The organism is Vreelandella sp. 162(4c), assembly GCF_058152265.1.
This window is the reverse complement of record NZ_CM176981.1, coordinates 3,192,401-3,213,060: the sequence shown is the minus strand read 5'-3', so window position 1 is coordinate 3,213,060 and position 20,660 is coordinate 3,192,401. Positions and strand designations below refer to the sequence as shown.

15 protein-coding genes are annotated in these 20,660 nt (G+C 53.5%); 5 read left to right on the top strand and 10 right to left on the bottom strand.

What is annotated here, in order from left to right; translation table 11 throughout:
* Positions 1-26 precede the first annotated feature (26 nt).
* The 4 genes from AC4EYZ_RS14800 (at position 27) to htc1 (ending at position 6,087) form a co-directional block, all read left to right on the top strand.
* Complete coding sequence (locus tag AC4EYZ_RS14800; RefSeq protein WP_474192620.1) at positions 27-2,297, top strand: xanthine dehydrogenase family protein molybdopterin-binding subunit; 2,271 nt, start codon at positions 27-29, stop codon at positions 2,295-2,297.
* The gene (locus AC4EYZ_RS14795; protein ID WP_027957176.1) at positions 2,297-3,265 is read left to right on the top strand and encodes an XdhC family protein; all 969 of its coding nucleotides are present in this window, start codon (positions 2,297-2,299) and stop codon (positions 3,263-3,265) included. The genes AC4EYZ_RS14800 and AC4EYZ_RS14795 overlap by 1 nt, the downstream gene beginning before the upstream one ends.
* Complete coding sequence (locus tag AC4EYZ_RS14790) at positions 3,255-3,920, top strand: nucleotidyltransferase family protein (RefSeq protein WP_159177545.1); 666 nt, start codon at positions 3,255-3,257, stop codon at positions 3,918-3,920. Before AC4EYZ_RS14795 ends, AC4EYZ_RS14790 begins: the two co-directional genes overlap by 11 nt.
* Positions 3,921-4,101: 181 nt before the next feature.
* Positions 4,102-6,087, top strand: a complete 1,986-nt coding sequence (htc1, locus tag AC4EYZ_RS14785; protein WP_490203848.1) for a methyl-accepting chemotaxis protein Htc1 — start codon at positions 4,102-4,104, stop codon at positions 6,085-6,087.
* A gap of 319 nt (positions 6,088-6,406) precedes the next feature.
* Here htc1 and AC4EYZ_RS14780 read toward each other — a convergent pair whose 3' ends face one another.
* Genes AC4EYZ_RS14780 through AC4EYZ_RS14765 form a run of 4 tightly spaced genes read right to left on the bottom strand, consistent with a single transcriptional unit; the run spans position 6,407 to position 10,084 of the window.
* Positions 6,407-7,174 carry a GntR family transcriptional regulator gene (locus AC4EYZ_RS14780; RefSeq protein WP_009286024.1) on the bottom strand — a complete coding sequence of 256 codons (768 nt, stop codon included), beginning with the start codon at positions 7,172-7,174 and terminating at the stop codon, positions 6,407-6,409.
* The gene (locus AC4EYZ_RS14775; protein ID WP_035537878.1) at positions 7,171-8,676 is read right to left on the bottom strand and encodes a tripartite tricarboxylate transporter permease; all 1,506 of its coding nucleotides are present in this window, start codon (positions 8,674-8,676) and stop codon (positions 7,171-7,173) included. Before AC4EYZ_RS14775 ends, AC4EYZ_RS14780 begins: the two co-directional genes overlap by 4 nt.
* Before the next feature lie 8 nt (positions 8,677-8,684).
* The gene (locus tag AC4EYZ_RS14770; protein ID WP_039857435.1) at positions 8,685-9,161 is read right to left on the bottom strand and encodes a tripartite tricarboxylate transporter TctB family protein; all 477 of its coding nucleotides are present in this window, start codon (positions 9,159-9,161) and stop codon (positions 8,685-8,687) included.
* Positions 9,158-10,084, bottom strand: coding sequence for a tripartite tricarboxylate transporter substrate binding protein (locus AC4EYZ_RS14765; RefSeq protein WP_041159008.1), 927 nt, complete (start codon positions 10,082-10,084; stop codon positions 9,158-9,160). The genes AC4EYZ_RS14770 and AC4EYZ_RS14765 overlap by 4 nt, the downstream gene beginning before the upstream one ends.
* A 119-nt stretch (positions 10,085-10,203) precedes the next feature.
* Here AC4EYZ_RS14765 and AC4EYZ_RS14760 point away from each other — a divergent pair, with 119 nt between their 5' ends.
* Positions 10,204-12,654 (top strand): DUF3604 domain-containing protein, encoded by a 2,451-nt coding sequence (locus AC4EYZ_RS14760; protein WP_474191547.1) that lies wholly within the window; start codon positions 10,204-10,206, stop codon positions 12,652-12,654.
* Positions 12,655-13,081: 427 nt separating this feature from the next.
* Here AC4EYZ_RS14760 and katG read toward each other — a convergent pair whose 3' ends face one another.
* The 6 genes from katG to AC4EYZ_RS14730 all read right to left on the bottom strand — a co-directional run bounded on the left by katG (position 13,082) and on the right by AC4EYZ_RS14730 (position 20,495).
* Positions 13,082-15,235, bottom strand: a complete 2,154-nt coding sequence (katG, locus tag AC4EYZ_RS14755) for a catalase/peroxidase HPI (protein ID WP_041159009.1) — start codon at positions 15,233-15,235, stop codon at positions 13,082-13,084.
* 273 nt (positions 15,236-15,508) lie between these two features.
* Positions 15,509-16,513 carry an aldo/keto reductase gene (locus AC4EYZ_RS14750; protein ID WP_041159010.1) on the bottom strand — a complete coding sequence of 335 codons (1,005 nt, stop codon included), beginning with the start codon at positions 16,511-16,513 and terminating at the stop codon, positions 15,509-15,511.
* A 28-nt stretch (positions 16,514-16,541) separates the two neighbouring features.
* A complete protein-coding gene (locus tag AC4EYZ_RS14745) occupies positions 16,542-18,308 on the bottom strand; it encodes an ABC transporter transmembrane domain-containing protein (protein ID WP_041159011.1) in 1,767 nt (588 codons plus the stop codon).
* A gap of 180 nt (positions 18,309-18,488) precedes the next feature.
* Positions 18,489-19,289 (bottom strand): molybdopterin-binding protein, encoded by an 801-nt coding sequence (locus AC4EYZ_RS14740; RefSeq protein WP_474191546.1) that lies wholly within the window; start codon positions 19,287-19,289, stop codon positions 18,489-18,491.
* On the bottom strand, positions 19,282-20,163 hold the full coding sequence (locus AC4EYZ_RS14735) for a cytochrome b/b6 domain-containing protein (RefSeq protein WP_474191545.1): 882 nt from the start codon (positions 20,161-20,163) through the stop codon (positions 19,282-19,284). The genes AC4EYZ_RS14740 and AC4EYZ_RS14735 overlap by 8 nt, the downstream gene beginning before the upstream one ends.
* A gap of 65 nt (positions 20,164-20,228) precedes the next feature.
* Positions 20,229-20,495, bottom strand: coding sequence for a pentapeptide MXKDX repeat protein (locus AC4EYZ_RS14730; protein ID WP_474191544.1), 267 nt, complete (start codon positions 20,493-20,495; stop codon positions 20,229-20,231).
* Positions 20,496-20,660: the final 165 nt, after the last annotated feature.

Here is a 20,660-nt window from a genome sequence, read left to right as displayed (position 1 = left end):
CGTAAACGCGAGCGTGGGAGGCAGACATGGCTGATAAATCAGACTATACAAGAGAGTCACTGCTGTATGGGTCTGATGTTCTGGTGATCTATCGCGACCCGGTTACACCCCCCAAGCCCGCGCCCGGACAGCCAGGTACACACTCAAACTTCACCCCCCATGAGCCTGAGATCTTCATTGCCGTACTGAGCGATAGTCATATCGTGGCTTTCAACGGCCACGTAGACCTGGGCACGGGCATACGCACGGCGCTTGCTCAAATTGTTGCAGAAGAGCTCAACGTCGCGTTCGACAGCGTCACCATGGTGCTGGGCAACTCCGTTGAAGCCCCCAACCAAGGCCCCACCATAGCCAGTGCATCGATTCAGATCACTGCCGAGCCTTTACGCCGAGCTGCCGCACAGGCGCGGGAGTACCTATTAACCCTGGCAGCAAAGCACTTTGACACTGAGCGCTCACTACTTAGCTGCCAGAACGGCGCTATTACGCCAAGTGATAATAACCGCTCATCCGTTAGCTTTGGGGAGTTGCTGCGGGGCACCCGTCATGCATTAAAGCTTGCCGATGAGGTGCCGCTTAAGCCGGTCAGCCATTATACCCTGGTCGGCCAATCGACCTCCCGCGTGGATATACCCGCCAAGGCCACCGGGCAATTGACCTTTATCCACGACCTACGTCTGCCCAACATGCTGCATGGGCGAGTGATTCGTCCGCCTTATGTAGGCCATGATAGCGGCGACTTTATTGGCAACAGTTTAATCGCGGTAGATGAAAGCTCTGTGGCGCATTTGCCAGGTGTGATAAGCGTCGTGGTGGTCGGTGACTTTGTTGGCGTGGTGGCCGAGCGTGAAGATCAGGCTGCTGCCGCAGCCAAGCAGCTAAAGATCCAGTGGCGCCCAATCGAAGGCTTGCCTCAGTTGGACAACATAGAGCAAGCACTGCTCGACCTGCCCAGCAAGCAGCGCATACTCCTCGAAGAGGGTGATCTCGATAACGCTCTGGCCGCCGCACAACATCCGCTCAATCGTCACTATGTGTGGCCTTTCCAGCTGCATGGCTCCATCGGCCCTTCGTGCTCTGTCGCCGATGCCAATGAAGATGGCCTTCACGTATGGTCGGGCACCCAAAATCCACACAGCCTGCGCGCCGACCTCGCCCGCCTTACCGGTTTGGATGAAGGCGTTATCACCATTACCCGCATGGAAACCTCGGGCTGCTATGGTCGCAACTGCGCCGACGACGTTGGCGCGGATGCAGTGCTGCTCTCTCAGGCGGTTGGCCGTCCTGTCCGAGTACAACTAACCCGTGAGCAGGAGCACACCTGGGAGCCTAAAGGGGCTGCTCAGTATATGGCCATCCAGGGCGGCTTGAACGCAGATGGCAGCCCGGCAGGCTATCGCTTTAATACGCGCTACCCCTCTAACAGTGCGCCCACCTTGGCACTGCTGCTGACCGGCGCTGCCTCACCGATTGATATCCCCTTTGAGATGGGAGATCGAACGTCGGTGCCGCCCTACCGCTACCCTCATCGCCAAATAGTGTGCGACGACGTCCCGACCCTGATGCGCGCCTCCTGGCTGCGTGGTGTCTCGGCGCTGCCCAGCACCTTCGCCCACGAAAGCTATATTGATGAACTCGCCTACTTGGCGGGTGAAGATCCTGTCGCCTACCGGTTACGCTACTTAGCAGATAACCGCGCCTGCGAGCTTGTCGAAGCGCTAGCCGAACGTGCGAACTGGAAGCCCTGCACCGCTAACGCCAATCCGAGTAGCGATGGCGAGTGGCGCTACGGCCGAGGATTCGCTTACGCCCAGTACGTACATAGTAAATTTCCCGGCTTTGGTGCCGCGCTCGCCGCCTGGGTGATTGAGCTTAAAGTCAATGTGAAGAGTGGACGGGTTGTCGTCGAGAACCTATATGTAGGTCAGGATGCGGGCCTGATGGTGAACCCCGCCGGCGTTCGCCATCAGGTGCATGGTAATGTGATCCAGATGCTCAGCCGCACTTTAAAGGAGCGGGTAACCTTTGAGGATGGTTTACCAACCAGCAGAGAGTGGGGCGGCTACCCTATTCTGCGTTTCTCGGAGCTGCCTCCCATCGACGTCATGCTGCTTGATCGCCCTGAACTGCCCCCACTCGGTGTTGGGGAGTCCGCCTCACTGCCCGGCGCTCCCGCGATTGCCAACGCGCTTTTTGATGCCACGGGGGTACGCTTTACCCATCCCCCTTTTACCCCTGACACCATTCGCGATGCACTGAAAGCCGCCCTTCGACTCCCCATGGAGGTGGCGATTTAATGCACCATCTTGATCTACAGGTTATCGAACGTGCGTTGAAATGGGCCAACCAGGGGCTGACCGTTTGGCTATGCACAGTTCTGAAAACTTTTGGCTCGGCCCCCCGGGAGCCGGGTGCCATGCTGGTCGCATGTTCGACAGGCGACTATCTGGGGTCACTGTCAGGTGGCTGTGTCGAAGAAGACTTTATCGCAAGGCTTCAAAAGGGTGAGTTTAACGAACCGGTTCAACGGGTGCGCTATGGCGGTGACGCTGGTTCAGCGAATATTCGTTTACCCTGCGGTGGTCGCCTTGAAGTGTTGGTTGAACGGCTAGCGCCCAACACCGAAAACCTCACTCACCTAGAAGTGATGCATGCCACGCTACTGGGTCGCCAACCGCTAACCCGCTGTATCACACTGGATGGCAGCGGCAAGCGCTTTAACCCATCGAATAACACCGAGCCCACCGTTACTTTCGATACAGATAGCGTCAATATTCGCATAGGCCCTGCGCTACGGCTGATTATCGCGGGGATCTCTTCAGTCTCTGCGCCCTGTGCGCTGTTTGCCCAAACGCTTGGTTTTGAAGTGATTGTCTGCGACCCCAGAGACGAGCCTAGGCAAAATTTTGCTGTCGCCGGAGTGGAGGTGCAGGCGGTACTGCCCTCAGTGTTTATTGCCTCTGGCGGTTGCCATGCCAATACCGCCGTTGTGGCCTTGACCCATGACCCGCGTATCGATGATTTAGCGATGATCGAAGCCGTCCGAACGGAAGCCTTTTACATTGGCGTTATGGGCTCTCAGCAGACATCACAGCAGCGTGCCGAACGACTGCTACGTTCTGGCGGCCTGACGGAAAGCCAAGTAGCAAGAATTGCCATGCCCATTGGGCTTAATCTGGGTAGCAAAACACCGGCTGAAATTGCGCTAGCCGTGATGGCCGATATTGCTCGCCTCTCTCGCGGAAAAGAACGCCATGCCTTGTAGCGATATCATAGCCATTGTGATGGCGGCAGGCCAATCAAGCCGCTTTGGCAGCGATAAAAGAGTCGCCAAGTTAGGCAATGGGGAAACGCTGCTTAGCTCCACTTTACGAACTATTCAGAAAACTTTTTCTAATAACCGTGTTGTTATCAAACCCGAAGATAACGCCCAGTCACTCGGCCTTACACCAACTAATCAAATTATTGTTAGTCAGCGCAGTCATTTAGGGCTTGGTTACAGTATTAGCGATGCTTTTAGACAACTCTGCAGCGATGAAAGCTTGCATCATTATCATGCTGCTGCAGTATGGCTAGCCGACCTCCCGTGGGTAAGCGAAGAAACATGCAATGTATTAACAAAAATGGCCACTCCAGAGAGTATCGTACAGCCGCTACACCAAGGAAACCCAGGGCATCCTGTTGTTTTTGGAAGAGAATTCTGGCACGAATTGGCACTTTTAGAAAACGACAGAGGTGCAAGTCCTGTCATCAAAAAGCATAGCAAACGTGTTATTCATGTCTTTCTCAACGACCCAGGCGTGTGCACTGATGTCGACTACCCCGATGATTTAACAAAATCACTAAAAAATACAAGAAGCGCGCAAGCGCCATACAAAAATACAACAAAAGTTACATTAAAAGCCAAAACAGACTTTTAGTTTAACATTACTATGTAAGCCAAAAAGATATTAAAAAACTCAAATATTTAAGCAAGTGCAGGATCGGCCGTTAATGATTAGCGGTAGTAAGAATAACACCCAGGGAACCATTAAACAGTCAAAGCATGGCACTCATCAACATCCTCGTGCTTTGCTTCTGGCCAACATATCGAGGCAACAAATGAAAAAAATTTCTCGTCTTTCACTGACGCAGAAACTGCTGGTCGCTGTCGCTATACCTCTCTTAGTGGTAGCCGTTATTTTAGGCTTTGTCGTCAATCAACAGCTTAATCAGGCCATTCCAGCGTTAATTGATAATGCCGGTAAGCGGCAGGTAGAAGCGCGGGCAGATGAAATCAGCCGCTGGATTACCGGGTACCGTAATTGGATCTCCGTACTTGCTCAGGATGAGCGTTTGGTGGAAGACGTGCCGCTTGCGTCTCACCGCGCTTGGCTCGAAAAGCGCTATCCGCCGGGGGGCACCATCGAGTCTCTGTTCTTTGCTGACGCATCCGGAGCGACCCTAACTCACGCAGGCGTCAACTTGGAGATAGCAGAACGTCCTTATTTCAAATCCTTAGTGACTGACGGCACCCAGGATAGTCTGCTCAGCGATCCGGTTATCTCCATGGTGAGTGGCCTGCCAACGGCTATTGTCGCTGATACTGTATTCGATGAACGTGGCAATCGAGCGGGACTGCTGGGTATGACTGTCTCCATGGCCGCCGTATCTGATATTACCTCCGATATTAATGTTGGCGATGGCAGCTACGGCTGGTTAATCGACAGCCAAGGGCAAGTCATTGCTCACCCGGTTGAAGAGTATCGCATGTCGCTCAATTACACCGATGCCGACCAGCAGGGCTACCAAGGGCTGGATGCATTGAGTCAGCAAATACTCAGCGGCACGGCGGGCTCCGGTGAAATAACCATGCCCAGCGGTGAGCAGACCGTGCTTATGTGGAGCCCAGTGGAAGGCACTTCCTGGGTGGTCGGGGTCACCGTGCCCATCACCGCCTTTACGACCGTGACTAACAGCCTGCTGCAGTCGCTGCTGCTGGCGGGTGGACTGCTCTTGGCATTGCTGTTGGTGGTGGTTGCCTATGCGGCGCGGCGCTCACTTGCCCCCATCAAGCATACCGCCAGTGCCATGGCGGATATTGCCAAAGGAAAAGGTGATTTAACGCGCCGTTTAGAAGCCAAAACCCAGGATGAAATCGGCGATCTCGCCCACGGCTTTAACGCCTTTGTGGAGCGTATGCAGTCTACCCTTCATGAAGTGCGCCAAAACGCCCGCACGGTACTATCCGATGCCAGCGATATGGCGGATGGCACTCAGGAGCTTTCGTCACGTACCGAACAAGCGGCGGCTAATCTTCAGGAAACGTCCGCCTCAATGGAGCAAATTCACTCAACGGTAACGCATACTTCCCAAGCCTCCGAGCAGGCGAATAGCCTCGCGTTAGAAGCAGCCAATGCCTCAGAGCGAGGCACCGATTCGATGAATCAAATGGAAGCCAAGATGGCCGCGATTAGTGATTCGGCCAATAAAATAAGCGACATCATTGGCTTGATTGACTCGATCGCGTTTCAAACCAATATATTGGCACTCAACGCATCGGTGGAGGCTGCCCGCGCCGGCGAACAGGGCCGTGGTTTTGCTGTTGTAGCGAGCGAAGTCCGCACACTCGCCAGTCGCTCGGCTTCTGCGGCACATGATATTCGTGCACTGATTGATATGTCCGTGAGTCATTCAAAAGAGGGCGGTGATATCGTTAAGGCGGCGGCTGATCGCATGAAGGAAATCCGCCACAGTGTTACCCAGGTATCGGATGTGATCGCCGAGATTGCCGCTGGCGCCCGGGAACAAACCGCGGGCATCCAGCAGGTCAATACCGCTGTAGCAGAGATGGATATGATGACCCAGCAGAATGCTGCCATGGTCAGCCAGAGCGCCACGCTTGCCACCAATATGCGCGACAATGCGCGACGGCTGGATCAACTGATGAGCGAGTTTGTGCTCAGCGAAGGCGGCGCTGAGCACTCTGCGCTACCCTATACGGCAGCACATAAAGCGCGGACAGGCACTGCACTACCTCAAGCACCTAGCCGCCCTCCCCAGGCCACTCAGCAGAAGCATGAAGTAGCGGAGTGGGAAGAGTTCTAATTTCTCATCATTAATAAGGCTAAAAGGCACCCGCTTGGGTGCCTTTTAGCTTAAAGTTCGTAAACTTACGTGACCAATATGCAAAAGTATATAGAGAGTTTCACTGGCATAGCATTCATACCGCCGAACTTAGTTCACCTCCCTGTAAAAGATCACGCTGCTCATGCCATAGCTCCTTAATGAAGCCCCTGCTCTGTTTCGCCCAAGAAACCTATGATCTGCTCTTCGCTGAAAAGCCTGTTCATTATGTTCAACCCCTTTGTGAGCATGATTGAACTCTTAAGTGTGGCGCCCATCAAGTTGGGGCTATTCAGTGCTTTTAAATTTCTAATATTAACAAGTCAGAAGGTGCATAGATATCCTGATAGTAGAACGGGCTACCATCGCCTAGTGATGTACAGGCTGTTACACAGAATGTCGCGTTATCAGGCCGCATTTCAAACAAAGCAGCATGACGGAGAGAGAGGTGGTTTATTGCAATGAGCGTATTTGCTTGATGAGAGCGTTGCCCCAAAAATGCTTCAAGGCAGATGCGAAGATTGACGCCTTCTAATTCACTCAATTCAATATCATCTATATTTATCAGTCTCTGCGGTAAGTACATTTCTGCACCAAGGTTGATGTTATCACCAGTGAGACGTCGACGAATGACAACGTAAGGCCCGGGGCCCAAGTGTTCGCTCCAGGGGCCACGTTCATTGGTGCGGAGTACCTCGACCTTGACCTGTGTCAGGCGTAGTGGACGATTTGTGGCGGCAACACGGAAGCGGAAATGCCAAATATTAGGGCCTAGCGGTTCTGCATCCGCTATGCGAGTGCCGTCTCCGCGTCGACGCACGATTAACCCCAGATCCTGCAACTGACCCAGTGCGCTTTGCACTGTGCCGAGTGAAAGCTCAAGGCTTCTCGCCAGCTCGCTTTCTGATGGTAACCGTTCTCCAGGCTTGACCTTTCCTTCCCGTATAGCTGCCATCAAAGCTAGCCGCAGTGCAGTACGCTTGGTTTCTTGTGGATTGCGGTGACGCTCTTCTTTTAGTTTCTGTATTAATAAAGAGCACAGGGCAGCATCCTGATTTTTTTTAGTCATGCCGATTTGTTACTCTCCTTTTGGCTTCGCCATATTGCACGTGAAAGAACGGCGATTGTAAGTAGCAAGAATACTAGTGCTAATGGGCTCGCCAGAATTGAGATCCCTTCTACTTGATGAAGCAAGAGAGCTTGGCGTAAAGAAGTTTCAAACATTCCTCCTAATAGAAAACCGATGACAGTGCACACAATTGAAATTCGCGCACGAGTAAAAAGAATACCTAGACCCGCAAAAGCTAACATTACACCGACGTCCCAAAGCGATTGGGTCGGAAGGTAAATACCAAAGATACAAAACATGAGCACTGGCGGCAAAATCAGGCGACGTGGATAACGAGCAAACTGCACCCATAGTGATAAACCCGCCCGGCCAATTATAAGGTGGAAAATATTCGCCAAAATCATGGAGGCGAAGAGTCCATAAATAAGCTCCCCATGCATGCTCAGCATGAAAGGCCCCGGTACAACACCATGCATAACTAGGGCGCCAACAAGTAATGCTGCCGCGATATTGCCAGGAATGCCAAGTGCGATTGTTGGAATCAGGTTAGAACCAACCACAGCGCTATTGGCGCTTTCTGTAGCAATGATACCCTCGGGCTCTCCTTTACCAAAGTTATCGCCGTTTTTGGAAGCACGTTTAGCGGCTGAGTAAGATAGAAAAGAGGCTAAGGTTACGCCTAGCCCTGGTAGCATCCCAACAAGAGAGCCAGTCAATGCCCCTCGGATTAGCGTGCGCCAGTAAGAGAAAAATTCACGTGCAGAAACAGATCGGCCTGCTTTCGTATCAGCTTGATTCGAGGCGAAGTCATCTTTTTCACGCCGGGTGATGAGATCAGAAAGCTGAATAACCACAGATGAGAGTGCAAGCGCGCCGATTGCCAAAGCTGACAGTGAGAGGCCATCTTCTAATTTAAGTTGACCAAATGTGAAGCGAGAAGTGGAGGCAACGGGGTCAAGGCCTATCGTTGAGAGTAGAATACCAAAGAAGATACCTATTCCACTTTTTAAGGGTGAATCTCCTGCAATTCCAGCAATTAATGCAAATGAGAATAACAATACAGCTGTATATTCTACTGGCCCAAACTGCAATGCGAAGGCGGCAAAAGGCACAACAAGGACGATGAGTAGTAAATCAGAAATCGTATCGCCGGTAACCGATGAAAAAAGCGAGAATTTCATTGCACGAAAAGCTTCTCCGCGCTTAGCCATAGGGTAGCCATCCCAGGCCGTTGCTGCTGCCTCGGGTGAGCCGGGAGAATTTAACAGAATAGCCGGAATGGCCCCACCGGATGTCCCTCCTTTATTGACTCCTACTAGGAAAGCAATGGCAGCTAACGGGGACATGTAAAAGGTTATCGGTATCAGTACCGCCATGGCGGTTACGCTGCCGAGTCCAGGCAAAACACCAATCACAATGCCTAAGGCAATTCCTAAAGCGATGAACAGTAAATTCATCGGCTCTAACGCTGCTGCGAATGCCTGTAAGATAATATCTAACATGGATGACCTCAGGGCAGTTGAATATAAAAGGCATGCCATGCGAGTTGCTGAAGGGCCAGCGGCAGTAATATTGAGCCTAGTGCGCATCGGATTAAATAGCGGCGCTGGCCAGCTAATACGATGCCCGTAAAACATGATACGGCGGCGGTGACGACGAATCCTACATACATGAGTAACAACATTGTGGCAATGGCCCACGCAAGCCAAGCGAGAGTTTCTAGCAATATACGGGAGCCGTTATGAGGAATTCGTCGGAGCGCCCAGTGGCGATTCTTAAACATTAGCATCGCGCCAAATAGCCCAATGAAAATGCAAGCCAGTTTAGGAAAAAAACCAGGAGAAAGCTGGCTGTGATACGTGGTCGTTTCCACACCGACTGGAATCAGCAAGAAAATAACAAACAGCGCGAAGCTGACGGTAATTGCACCTATTAAAAAATCGAAACGATCAGAAGCATCTTGTGTACAAGTTTTCTGATCTATCATGGCGCAGTCTCCTCATAAATGGCTGCCAAATCTTCATTAATGGTCATTAGTTCTGCCGTTAATTGGCTTCCAGTTAGATCCGCTAAAGGAAAACCGAGCGTGTTCATCATTAAGTCATTGAAGGCTTCGGAATGAGCGGCGGTAATAGCAGCCTCTGTTAACTTGGCGCGCAATTCTTCTGACAATCCGGCTGGAGCCCATATAGTCGCGCCTCCAGGCATGGAAACACCATATCTTTCTTGCATGGTTGGCACTTCGGGCATCGTTTCCTGAGGGGCTGCTGTCATGGAGAGAACAACATTCATTTGATCTAAGTAACGGTTATGGGCCCCGCCAGACCATGCAAAATTCACCTTATTCCCTAACAAAAAGGGAACCATTTCACCGCCGCCTTTAGTTGGCACTGCTACCCAAACAACCTGTTCACGCATGGCAATGTAATCAACAAAGGCGCGCGAGATTGAGTTCTGATCAGCATAACTCATGCTTTGTGCAGCAGAGAGTGCAAGCAAGTCTTCGAACGTTTCAATGCCTGAGCTCTTAGACGTAACGATTGCCTGGGGAAGGTCTGTAACCCTAATTATGGGGTCAAAACTACTCAGCGAATAGTTCACGTTTTCAGCAATAGGGGGCCACAGGACGGTAGACTCTGGCGCAAATAATAATGTATAGCCATCCGCTATAGCACGAGATGCAGCGGTCGTGCCGATCTTTCCGCCTGCGCCAGGCTGGGTTCTGACAAGCACATTTATATTCAATTCATTACCCAGTTCTTCGGCAAAAACACGCGCCATGGTCTCCATAGATCCCCCTGCCTGATAGGGAACAATGAGCGTGATCGGTTTTTCTGGATAGTCGGCCAGAGCAGCAAAGGGCAGAGACATCATAGTGAGAATGAAAATTGTTTTAACAAGCTTACGCATCTCAGTACTCCTGTTTATCGTGTTATTACTATGAAGTTTTGTGCGAATTTTAACCAACCTCATAGCCGGTGAAGCATAAATTGACGCCGAATGGGCATTTTTTGCTACGCGGAGTTGGCGTGAGTGTGCTGACTTATTGTTATTACTTCACAGTAATAGAAGGCTTTGCGGGCATATGTCAACAAAAATTTGCTATTCTGACTTTTTTATCCCTATATTACTATGTAGTTTTAATTGGACTCAAAACAACTCATCAAAGGTTCCCCATGCCAAGAAGACTCGATATAGACCCTGAAATGATAGGTGAATCTAAGCTCCTAACGACACCGGGCACTGATCCTGCCTTGTTTGGCACCGCGGTGATGAGTGGGCCTGAACATGTTGAAGTGCGTAGCTACCAAACTTTTCGTATTCAATACACGACTGGCAAGCTGGGCCTGGACGATACAGGCGCGATACGCTTGGCCCTTAGGTTAATCTCAGACGCTGGGTCACTACAGACGACCGACCCAACCGCTCCAAATTACGTTACGGCGCGCTCATCCGGTGATGGACAGCTGTTTCTAAAATATGACCGTAACGGGGGACAGCGTCCATGGAATGAAACCCTTACGATTTACCAGCGAGGCGGCTACCTCAAACCTGGTGAGACGATTGAGATTGTGCTGGGCGACACGACTGAAGGTTCTCCTGGTCTCTTAATGTCGACCTTCTATGAAGGCGCAAGGGTTATCCGCGTAATGGCAGACGTGCAGGCTACGGGCAATTTTATTCCGTTGCCTGATACTCATTTGGCGTTCACGGTTGGAGCAGGACCAGCGCATCGGTATTTAGCAATTTTGCCGACGCGCCGACGCTTAAACGACATCTTCTGCCTTGGATTAAAAGCCGAGGACCTTTGGGGCAACCCGACATCAAAAGGCAGTACACGCTTTGCTATTGAAAGCTCGTTACCCGTCGAAGGCCTTCCGAGTGTCATTGATTTCGCTTCAGCCAGTGGAGCGATGCGCATTGAACCTCTGCGAGTAGCCGCAGAAGAGGGGATATTGAGGATTTGGCTTACTGCTGAAGACGGAACCGTTGTAGAAGCTGGGCCGATGCAAGTTCTTACTGATGGGCCAGCACATTTCTGGGGGGATCTACACGGGCAGACCGGTGAGACCGTCGGCACCAACTCCATAGAGCACTATTTTGATTTCGCTCGAAACAAGTCGTTTCTGGACGTGACAGCCCACCAGGCTAATGATTTCCAAATTAAACCGGCTTTCTGGAAAAAGCTCAATCATTTGACAGAAACATTGAATGAACCCGGTGTTTTTACTGTGTTACCAGGTTACGAGTGGTCTGGCAATACAGCAGTGGGTGGCGATCATAACGTCTTTTTTAGAAAGGAAGGGGCGAGAATATATCGCTGTTCTCACGCATTGGTTGCGGAGCATGATGACCTTGACACTGATGCACATACACTGACTGACCTTTATAACAGGCTTCATGACGAGCCAGTGGACTCCGTCATGTATGCCCATGTTGGAGGCCGCTATGCCAATATTCATTTCGATCACGATCCCCGGTTAGAAGCAGCGGTGGAGGTACACTCTGCGTGGGGTAGTTTCGAATGGATATTAACCGATGGCTTCCCTATGCGTCGTCGAGTTGGGGTCGTTGCGAATTCTGATGGACATAAAGGTCGCCCCGGTGCCTCTTATCCAGGCGCTTCATTTTTCGGTGCCTATGGCGGCTTGACTTGCTTTCTGATGAAAGAAAATACACGTGATGCTGTCTTTGAAGCGATTCGCCGTCGCCATACCTACGGCACCTCGGGCCCGCGTGTAGCCATAGACATTAAGGCAGAGCTGACCGCTGGTGGAACACTGTTTCACCGCAACCCTATCGCTGAGCCTGATTGTGCAACCGAAAAAGTCTTTGTCTGCACTATGGGTGATATTGTGCAAATAACGGACAAAAAGGTGAAAGTTTCAGTATCAGTGGACGCCCCCGTCGGTATTGAAAGCATTGAATTGCGTCGAGGCACAAGCACGGTTGCCCTATGGCGTGGTTACGAAGACAAAAACCTTGGTAATCGTTTGCGTCTCATGTGGTCAGGCGCAGAATATCGTGGCCGTGGCCGTAATACTCGCTGGCAGGGGCGAATATTAATCAATGGTGGTTGTATAGAAAGGTTTTCACCAGTAAATCGCTTAAACCCTGAGCAAACCTTAGAACAAGTCGGGTCAAAAAGTGTGATTTTCAATACGATTACCACTGGCAATCGGATGGGATGTGATATTTGGCTTGAAGAAGAGAGCTCTGAAGTTGAGGTGACAACCAATCATGGTGCGCTTTCACTTACACTTAAAGAGATGGATGGCAAACCGGTAATAATGAGTGCAGGAGGGCTTGAGCGGAAATTAATAGCCCAGCGGCTACCTGCAGGCGGATTAGCTACTTCAGCGCACTTTCAAAAAGAAATAGAGATCGAAGAAGACGGTGATACCCCAGTTTGGCTTTGCGTTAACTTGGAGGACGGTAACCAGGCTTGGACTTCCCCTATATATTTGTTCCAAAAATAATTGCCATGGCTGCGTCGAAACCAGGCGCGGCTTATGCATTTATGTCAGCATCTCCCCCTCTGTAGGCGGCTATCCTGAGGGATGGTAGGAGAAGTTGTATCAGCGGGCTTAGCTAAAAAATGGCAACCAAGGTCAGCATAATGGAGTTTTACACAGGCATGCCACGTGAGATGGAAGCGCATAGAATCCGGCCCGTTATCGGTAAGGCTATGATCACGTAACGATGTTTGCCCTCTAAAAATGGGGAATTACCCTGGCTACTTTGTTTGTAAAAACGCCTTTTCCTTTTTGTTGCATCAGAAATTCTGAGTTAGCTTAAACCCGGCATAAAAGGGCTATTGTTAATTCAAAACACCACTATTATTCGCAAAAAAACCCCGCATCCGAGGATGCGGGGTTCGCTTGCTTTCAATAAATTTCGATATATTTAAGCGATGTCAAAGCGATCCGCGTTCATCACTTTCGTCCAGGCGGCGACGAAGTCTTTGACAAACTTCTCGTCGTTATCATCCTGGGCGTAGACTTCCGCGTAGGAGCGCAGCAGCGAGTTAGAACCGAACACCAGGTCAACGCGGGTAGCCGTCCACTTCACAGCATCTGTTTGACGGTCGCGGATCTCATAGGCATTTTTGCCCACCGGCTTCCAAGTGTTGCCCATGTCGGTCAGGTTGACGAAGAAGTCGTTGGTCAACTGGCCTTCACGGTCGGTGAATACGCCGTGCTTGGTGCCACCATAGTTGGTGCCGAGTACACGCATACCGCCAAGTAGCACGACCATTTCCGGCCCTGTCAGCCCCATCAGCTGAGCGCGATCCAGCAACAGCTCTTCCGGCTTCACTACATAGTCTTTCTTCTGCCAGTTGCGGAAACCGTCAGCCAGCGGCTCTAGCGGCTCAAACGATTCACCGTCGGTCATCTCGGCAGAAGCATCGCCACGCCCTTTCAGGAAGGGTACGCGAACGTCGTAGCCTGCGGCTTTGGCGGCTTTCTCAATGGCGAAACTACCGGCCAGAACGATCACGTCGGCAAGGCTTGCGCCGGTGTCGGCAGAAATCTTCTCGTAAACTGCTAATACGCTGGCGAGACGCGCAGGCTCGTTGCCTTCCCAGTCTTTCTGAGGCGCTAAACGAATGCGGGCACCGTTGGCGCCGCCACGCATGTCAGAGCCGCGGTAAGTGCGAGCACTGTCCCAGGCGGTGCTGACCATGTCACTGATGCTCAGGCCGGCTTCGGCGATTTTCTGCTTAACCACTTCTTCGCTGTAGTCGGTGCTACCAGCCGGAATAGGATCCTGCCAGATCAAGTCTTCAGCGGGCACTTCCGGGCCGATGTAGCGCGATTTCGGGCCTAGGTCACGGTGGGTCAGTTTGAACCATGCTTTAGCGAACGTTTGCTTGAAGTACTCCGGATCCGCCATGAATTTTTCACAAATGGCGCGGTAGGTCGGATCCATTTTCATGGCCATATCCGCATCGGTCATGATCGGATTGTGACGGATAGAGGGGTCGCTGGCGTCAACCGGCTTGTCCTCTTCCTTAATGTTTACCGGCTCCCACTGGTGAGCGCCTGCGGGGCTCTTACGCAGCTCCCACTCGTAGCCGAACAGCAGATCGAAATAGCCCATGTCGAACTGCGTTGGATTGGTTGTCCAGGCGCCTTCAATGCCAGATGTCACGGCATTACTCGCTTTGCCACCCATGGTTGGGTTGCCCCAGCCCAAACCCTGATTTTCAACGTCCGACGCTTCGGGCTCAGCACTCAGTGCTGCCGCGTCACCGTTACCGTGACACTTACCCACGGTGTGGCCACCGGCGGTAAGCGCTGCGGTCTCTTCGTCGTTCATCGCCATACGAGCGAAGGTTTCGCGTATCTGCTGGCCGGTCTTCAGCGGGTCGGGCACACCATTAACACCTTCAGGGTTAACGTAAATAAGACCCATCTGAACCGCAGCTAGCGGATTTTCCATGGTTTCCGGCTTTTCAACGTCCGCGTAGCGCTCGTCGGAAGGTGCCAGCCACTCTTTCTCATCGCCCCAGTAGATATCTTTTTCCGGGTGCCAGATATCCTCGCGACCAAACGAGAAGCCGTAGGCAGGCAGTCCCATTGATTCGTAGGCAACAGTACCGGCTAGAATCATCAGGTCGGCCCAGCTGATCTTGTTGCCATACTTTTTCTTGATCGGCCACAGCAGACGGCGCGCTTTATCAAGACTAACGTTATCCGGCCAGGAGTTGAGTGGTGCAAAACGCTGACTACCGGTACCGCCGCCACCGCGGCCGTCGGCCAGACGATAAGTACCCGCAGAGTGCCACGCCATTCGGATCATTAGACCGCCGTAGTGGCCCCAATCGGCAGGCCACCAGGCTTGGCTGTCGGTCATCAGCGCGTGAACATCTTGCTTGAGCGCGTCAAAATCGAGCTTTCTAACCTCTTCCCGATAGTCAAAATCAGCATCCATCGGGTTCGTTTTGCGGTCATGCTGGTGCAAGATATCCAGGTTAATTCCTTCCGGCCACCAGTCTTTGTTAGACGTGCCCGTGGAGGTATTACCACCATGCATTACAGGACATTTACCACTCATAGCTCTCTCCCTCTAACTTCATTGTGTCTTAACAGCTTTTGTCTTGGTTGCGTTCGTCTTGGGTATGTTGAAAAGAGCGGCTACCAAGTCGACTGACGGTGAGCCCCCTAACGCTTACGATAGTGCTAACGCTCTGCTCGTAGCGCAGTATAAGGACGCTTCACTCACTTGGTACTGTTTTAAAGCAGATCCCTCATAGGCACAATTTGCTTTTTGTGACTACTCTAATAGTTTTTATCCATCACTGCTGTTTGTACCCGCTGCTTAACTCTGCTAACGGGTGAACTCTTCGGTGTCGATATCCGCTTGCTGCACCTCGCTGTAGCGAGCCCCTGCGACCTGCTCTGGCGTCATCATGGCATCCAACTGCTGCACTGTGGTGACATCGAGGTGCAGCGTTTCCGCGGCTAAATTTTCGCGCATGTGGTCAGCGGAGCGAGTGCCGGGAATGGGGATAATATCGCCGCCTTTGGCTTTCAGCCACGCCAGTGCCAGCTGCCCCGGCGTGACGCTTAAGGCCTGCGCCAGCGACGCAAGGCGTTCAAATAGTTTTAGATTATGCGGGTAGTTTTCGGCGCTGAAGCGCGGCATATTACGGCGCATATCGCCCTCTTCGAGACGCGAGGGATCTTGAATGGCACCGGTTAAGAAGCCTCGTCCCAGAGGGCTAAACGCGACCAGGGCTGCTCCCACCTCGCGGCACGCATCGATCAGGGCGATTTCCGGGTTGCGCGTCCACAGCGAGTATTCCGACTGTACCGCGGCAATGGGATATTCGGTGACCGCGCCCCGCAACGTTAGCGCAGAGACTTCAGATAACCCCACGCCACCAATCTTGCCTTCTTCCACCAGGCGCCCCAGCGCACCCACGCTCTCTTCAATGGGGACTTGGCGATCCAAGCGGTGCAGGTAGTAGAGATCTAAATGGTCGGTACGCAGGCGCGCAAGGCTCGCTTCGCACTGTTTTCGCAGGGTTTCCGGGCGGCCATCAATGACCCGCTTGCCTGACTCAGGGTCCATCGCCATGCCGCATTTACTGGCCAGAAAGAGTTGGTGCCGCTTGCCCTCCAGGGCGCGCCCGACCACTTTCTCATTGGCCGTGGCGCCATACAGCGTGGCGGTATCGAAGTGGCGATAGCCCATATCGAAGGCCTCATCCAGCGCCCGTAGGGCTGCGCTTTCCGGCACGATGCTGCCGTAACCGTGGGAGAGATTCATACAGCCCAGACCAATCGAAGGGGCATTTACGGCATTAAGGCGCTGAAAGAAGCTCGACATCGGTATTCCCATCATTAAAAGAATCGTTTTATAACGTTTCACCGCCAAACTGCAACGCGGCTAAATGACGATAGAGCGCGCTGGTGGTGAGCAATTCCGCGTGAGTGCCCGCCGCTACCAGTTTCCCACCATCAAGCACCAGTAAGCGGTCAGCGGCGATGACAGTCGCCAGCCGATGGGCGATCACGATGCTGGTGCGCCCGACCATCAGCCGATCCAGCGCGTGCTGCACCAGCCGCTCACTCTCCGCATCCAAGGCGCTGGTGGCTTCATCCAACAGCAGTACCGCAGGATTTTTGAGCAGCGCCCGAGCAATAGCGAGCCGCTGACGCTGGCCTCCGGAGAGCTGCACACCACCGGGGCCTAGGGGCGTGTCAAAGCCTTGGGGCAGCGCATCGATAAAGTCGAGGGCGCTGGCATCCTGAGCGGCAATGCGTAATCTATCGATATCAGCCTCAGGATCACCATAGCGAAGATTCTCGGCCACAGAGCCGCTAAACAGCACCGGCTCCTGCGCCACTAACCCCATGGCACTGCGTAAGGCGGCAAGATCTAGCGTACGGACATCCCTATCATCCAAGGTAATGCGCCCCTGGCTGGGGTCATAAAAGCGTAGCAGCAGCGCCAACAGCGTGCTTTTACCTGCCCCGGAAGGCCCCACCACCGCTACTCGTTCTCCCGGCTTGATATGTAGATCAAACCCGTTCAGCGCTGGGGTTTCCCGACCAGGGTAGGTAAAGGTGACGTTCTCCAGGGTAATCTCACCACGCGAAGGGCTTGGCAGGCTCTGCGGATTTACCGGCGACTGGATAGCGGGCTGGGTATCGAGCAGCTCCAATAAGCGCTCGGCAGCGCCTGCCGCACGCTGTACATCCCCTGCCACCTCGGCCAGGGTGGCAATGGCCCCTGCTGCCAGCACGGCGTAAAAGATAAACGCCGATAGCTCGCCCGCACTCATGGTTCCGTTTAGCACCGCCTGACCGCCCTGCCAGAGCATTAAGCCAACCGCGGTAAACACCACCAGCATGGCGATACCGGTTAACCAGGCGCGCTGCTGGGTGCGCTCTACAGCGCTGCCAAAGGCCTGTTCAACCCGCTGGCCGTAGTGGCTTTTATCCATCGCCTCGTGGGTAAATGCCTGAAGCGTTTTAATACCGCTCAGCGCCTCCTCAGCATAGCGACCTAGTTCGGCCACGCGATCCTGACTGGTGCGCGAAAGCCGCCGCACCCGGCGGCCGTACCACACGATGGGCAGCAGAGTGGCGGGGATACCTATCAGCACCATTGCCGAGAGCCACGGTTGAGTGACCAGCATTAGCACCACGGCGCCCACCAGCATGACCAGATTACGCAGCGCCAGCGAGACTGAAGAGCCAAACAGGCTCTGTAGCACACTGGTATCGGCGGTTAATCGTGAGGCAATCTCTCCGGCGGCACGGCCGTCGCTTGCGCTCTCGAAAAAGCTGGGTTCTAAGGTGAGTAAATGATCAAACACTCGCTGGCGAAGGTCGGCAGCCAGGCGCTCGCCAATCCAGGTCACTTGGTAGTAGCGCAGTGCGGAGGCAAACGCCAGCACGGCCACTACCACCAGCATCAGAGCCAGTGTTTGCGCTAGCGCCTGCGCATCCGCGTCCAGAAAACCGCGGTCGATGATTAAGCGCAGCCCATTACCCAGCAGTAGCACGCTTCCCGATGCCATGAGTAGCGCTAGGCCAGCCAGAGCCAACCGCGTGCGGTAGGGGCGCAGTAGACCCAACAAACGCAGCAGCACTCGGGGATTGGGGCGTTGATTCATAGTAGCGATTGCTCAATACATAAGGGGGTATTCGACCATAGCAGGAGTAGCAGTACCCTGCACAGAATCTAGTCGGCCCAGCCGTCGAGCGGAAGTATCGGGACCTCAGGCAACAGATAGCATGTTAAAGATTGTACGACGAGCCTAAAGTGAAGCCCTCAAGCGCTCGGCGGTCATCGCCTAGATGCCCGCCCACCAGTCATACCCCCTATCCTCCCAATATCCTCCCTTGCCGCCGTGGAGCTGTTTGAAGCTTTCCACCAGTTCGACGCGCATCACGTACTTGGCCTGCTTGTAACCCAACTGACGCTCGGCGCGCAGACGGATCGGCGCCCCATTGGCCACCGGTAGCGGTTCGCCGTTGAGATCGTAGGCAAGCAGCGTCTGCGGATGATACGCCTCGATCATGTCGAGGCTCTCGTAATACAGATCCGACCCACCGTAGGTGTGATCTGCACAGTGAAAAACCACGAAGCGCGCGGTATCTGCCGGACGCACCCGATCAAGCAGATCCGCCAGAGGAACGCCGGTCCACTGCCCGATACAGCTCCAACCCTCGACGCAATCGTGACGAGTGATCTGGGTTCGTGAGGCCATTTCCCGAAGCGCCAGCAATGACAGCGTCATCGGCTCTTCGACCAGACCGTCGATGGTCAGACGCCAGTCGGCGAATCCATTCTCGACCCAGGCACGATAGTAATCCTCCTGCGGGTTGGTGGTGCCATTGGGACGAAACACCGGCGCGATCTGACTCTCGTCGAACTCCTTGGCGAGTGCCTGGCGCGAGGCGATCAGACGCTGGGCCTTGTAAGAGAGTTGCTCGACGTTACTCAGCGCCGCGCGCACGGGCGCGCTTTCCGACAGTCGATCGCAACCGGTGAGGAAGGTGCCAGCCCCCAACGCGCACAGGCCACCCAGTAGTCGCCGTCGAGCGCGGTCAGGCGGTGATGATGTCGAGAGTCTGGTGTTCGAGTCAGTCATGCCTCGGCTCCGATCCGTCATGCGCTTCTACCTGGATGCGGTAGCGACCGCTTACCATCGAGCGCAGGTTGTTGAAAACGCCGGATACCAGCACCAGCGCGATGTGCACGACGAAAAAGCCAATGAGGGCCGTTGCACAGAGAAAATGAAAGGTGCGTGCACTCTGTCGTCCACCGAAAAGTTCGGTGAGCCACGGCCAGGCGGCGTTGACACTGGGTGCCATAGTCAGCCCCGACAGAATCATTACTGGCAGCAACCCGAACAGCACCAGAAGATAGGTCAGCTTCTGGATACCGTTGTAGTCAGCTTCGTGATGAAAACGCAGCCGCGCATGATCAAGTAGCGTCCGCGGAATGTTCTTCAACTGCACCCACGTTGGAAACAGCGCCCGTCGTCGTTGGGGCACCAGCAGGATATAGAGCAGATACGCGACAACCAGCGGCACAAAGATCCACGCAGCCAGAAAATGCCAGTTGCGCCCCATCGTCAGCCACTTGTCCCCCGGCAGCGTCGCCCAGCGGGGGAAGGCCCGTTCGCGTAGCTGGCCGTTGTCATCGGAAAGCCCCAGTACACCGGTGGTGTCAAACGCCTGCCCAGCGATGCGAACCACGCCCATGCGCTCGCCATCTTCGGCGGTGCGCGCATGTATCGCGATGAAAGGGTTGGCGAAATCGGATTGCTCCCCCCAATAAAGCGCGGGGTGTGCATTGAATATCTGCAAACCGCTCATCAGCAACACGACTAGGCAGACGAGATTCGTCCAATGCCACAGACGAGTCGCCAACGTATGTCGTTTGATCACTCGTGTGACCGGCGCACCGGGCACATTACCGGTCGAGTCACTATCGATCGTAGCTTTGACAGACTCAGACATGATATTGACCTCGAAACGAAGGCGTCCGGCAAACCAGACAGCGCCTGGTTGCCGGACCGCAACTTTTAGTTGGCATGCTCCATGGAGTCGCTGCTCATTTCGTCATGGCTCATGCTATCGTCGTGGCTCATGCCGTCGTCGTGGCTCATACCGTCGTCGTGGCTCATACCGTCGTCATGGCTCATGCCATCGTCGTGGCTCATGCCGTCCTGACTCATCGAGTCCTGGGACATATTGTCGGTCTGGGCACTGGCGAGCGTGGTGAAGGCAAGGCCGCCACTCAGCAGTACAGCACTCAAGGCGAGTAGATATTTGGGTGTCGTGCGGGTCATGATGCTCTCCTGATTTATCTAGGCAAACCGTGTCCGATCCGACACGGCTTGCCCAAGATAAACAGGAAATTCAGCTCAATCATCACGGAATCATAACGTTCGGTGATAACGTTTCCGTGATGATTGACGAGATACATTGGGCTAGGATTCACAGCTCACTTAGAG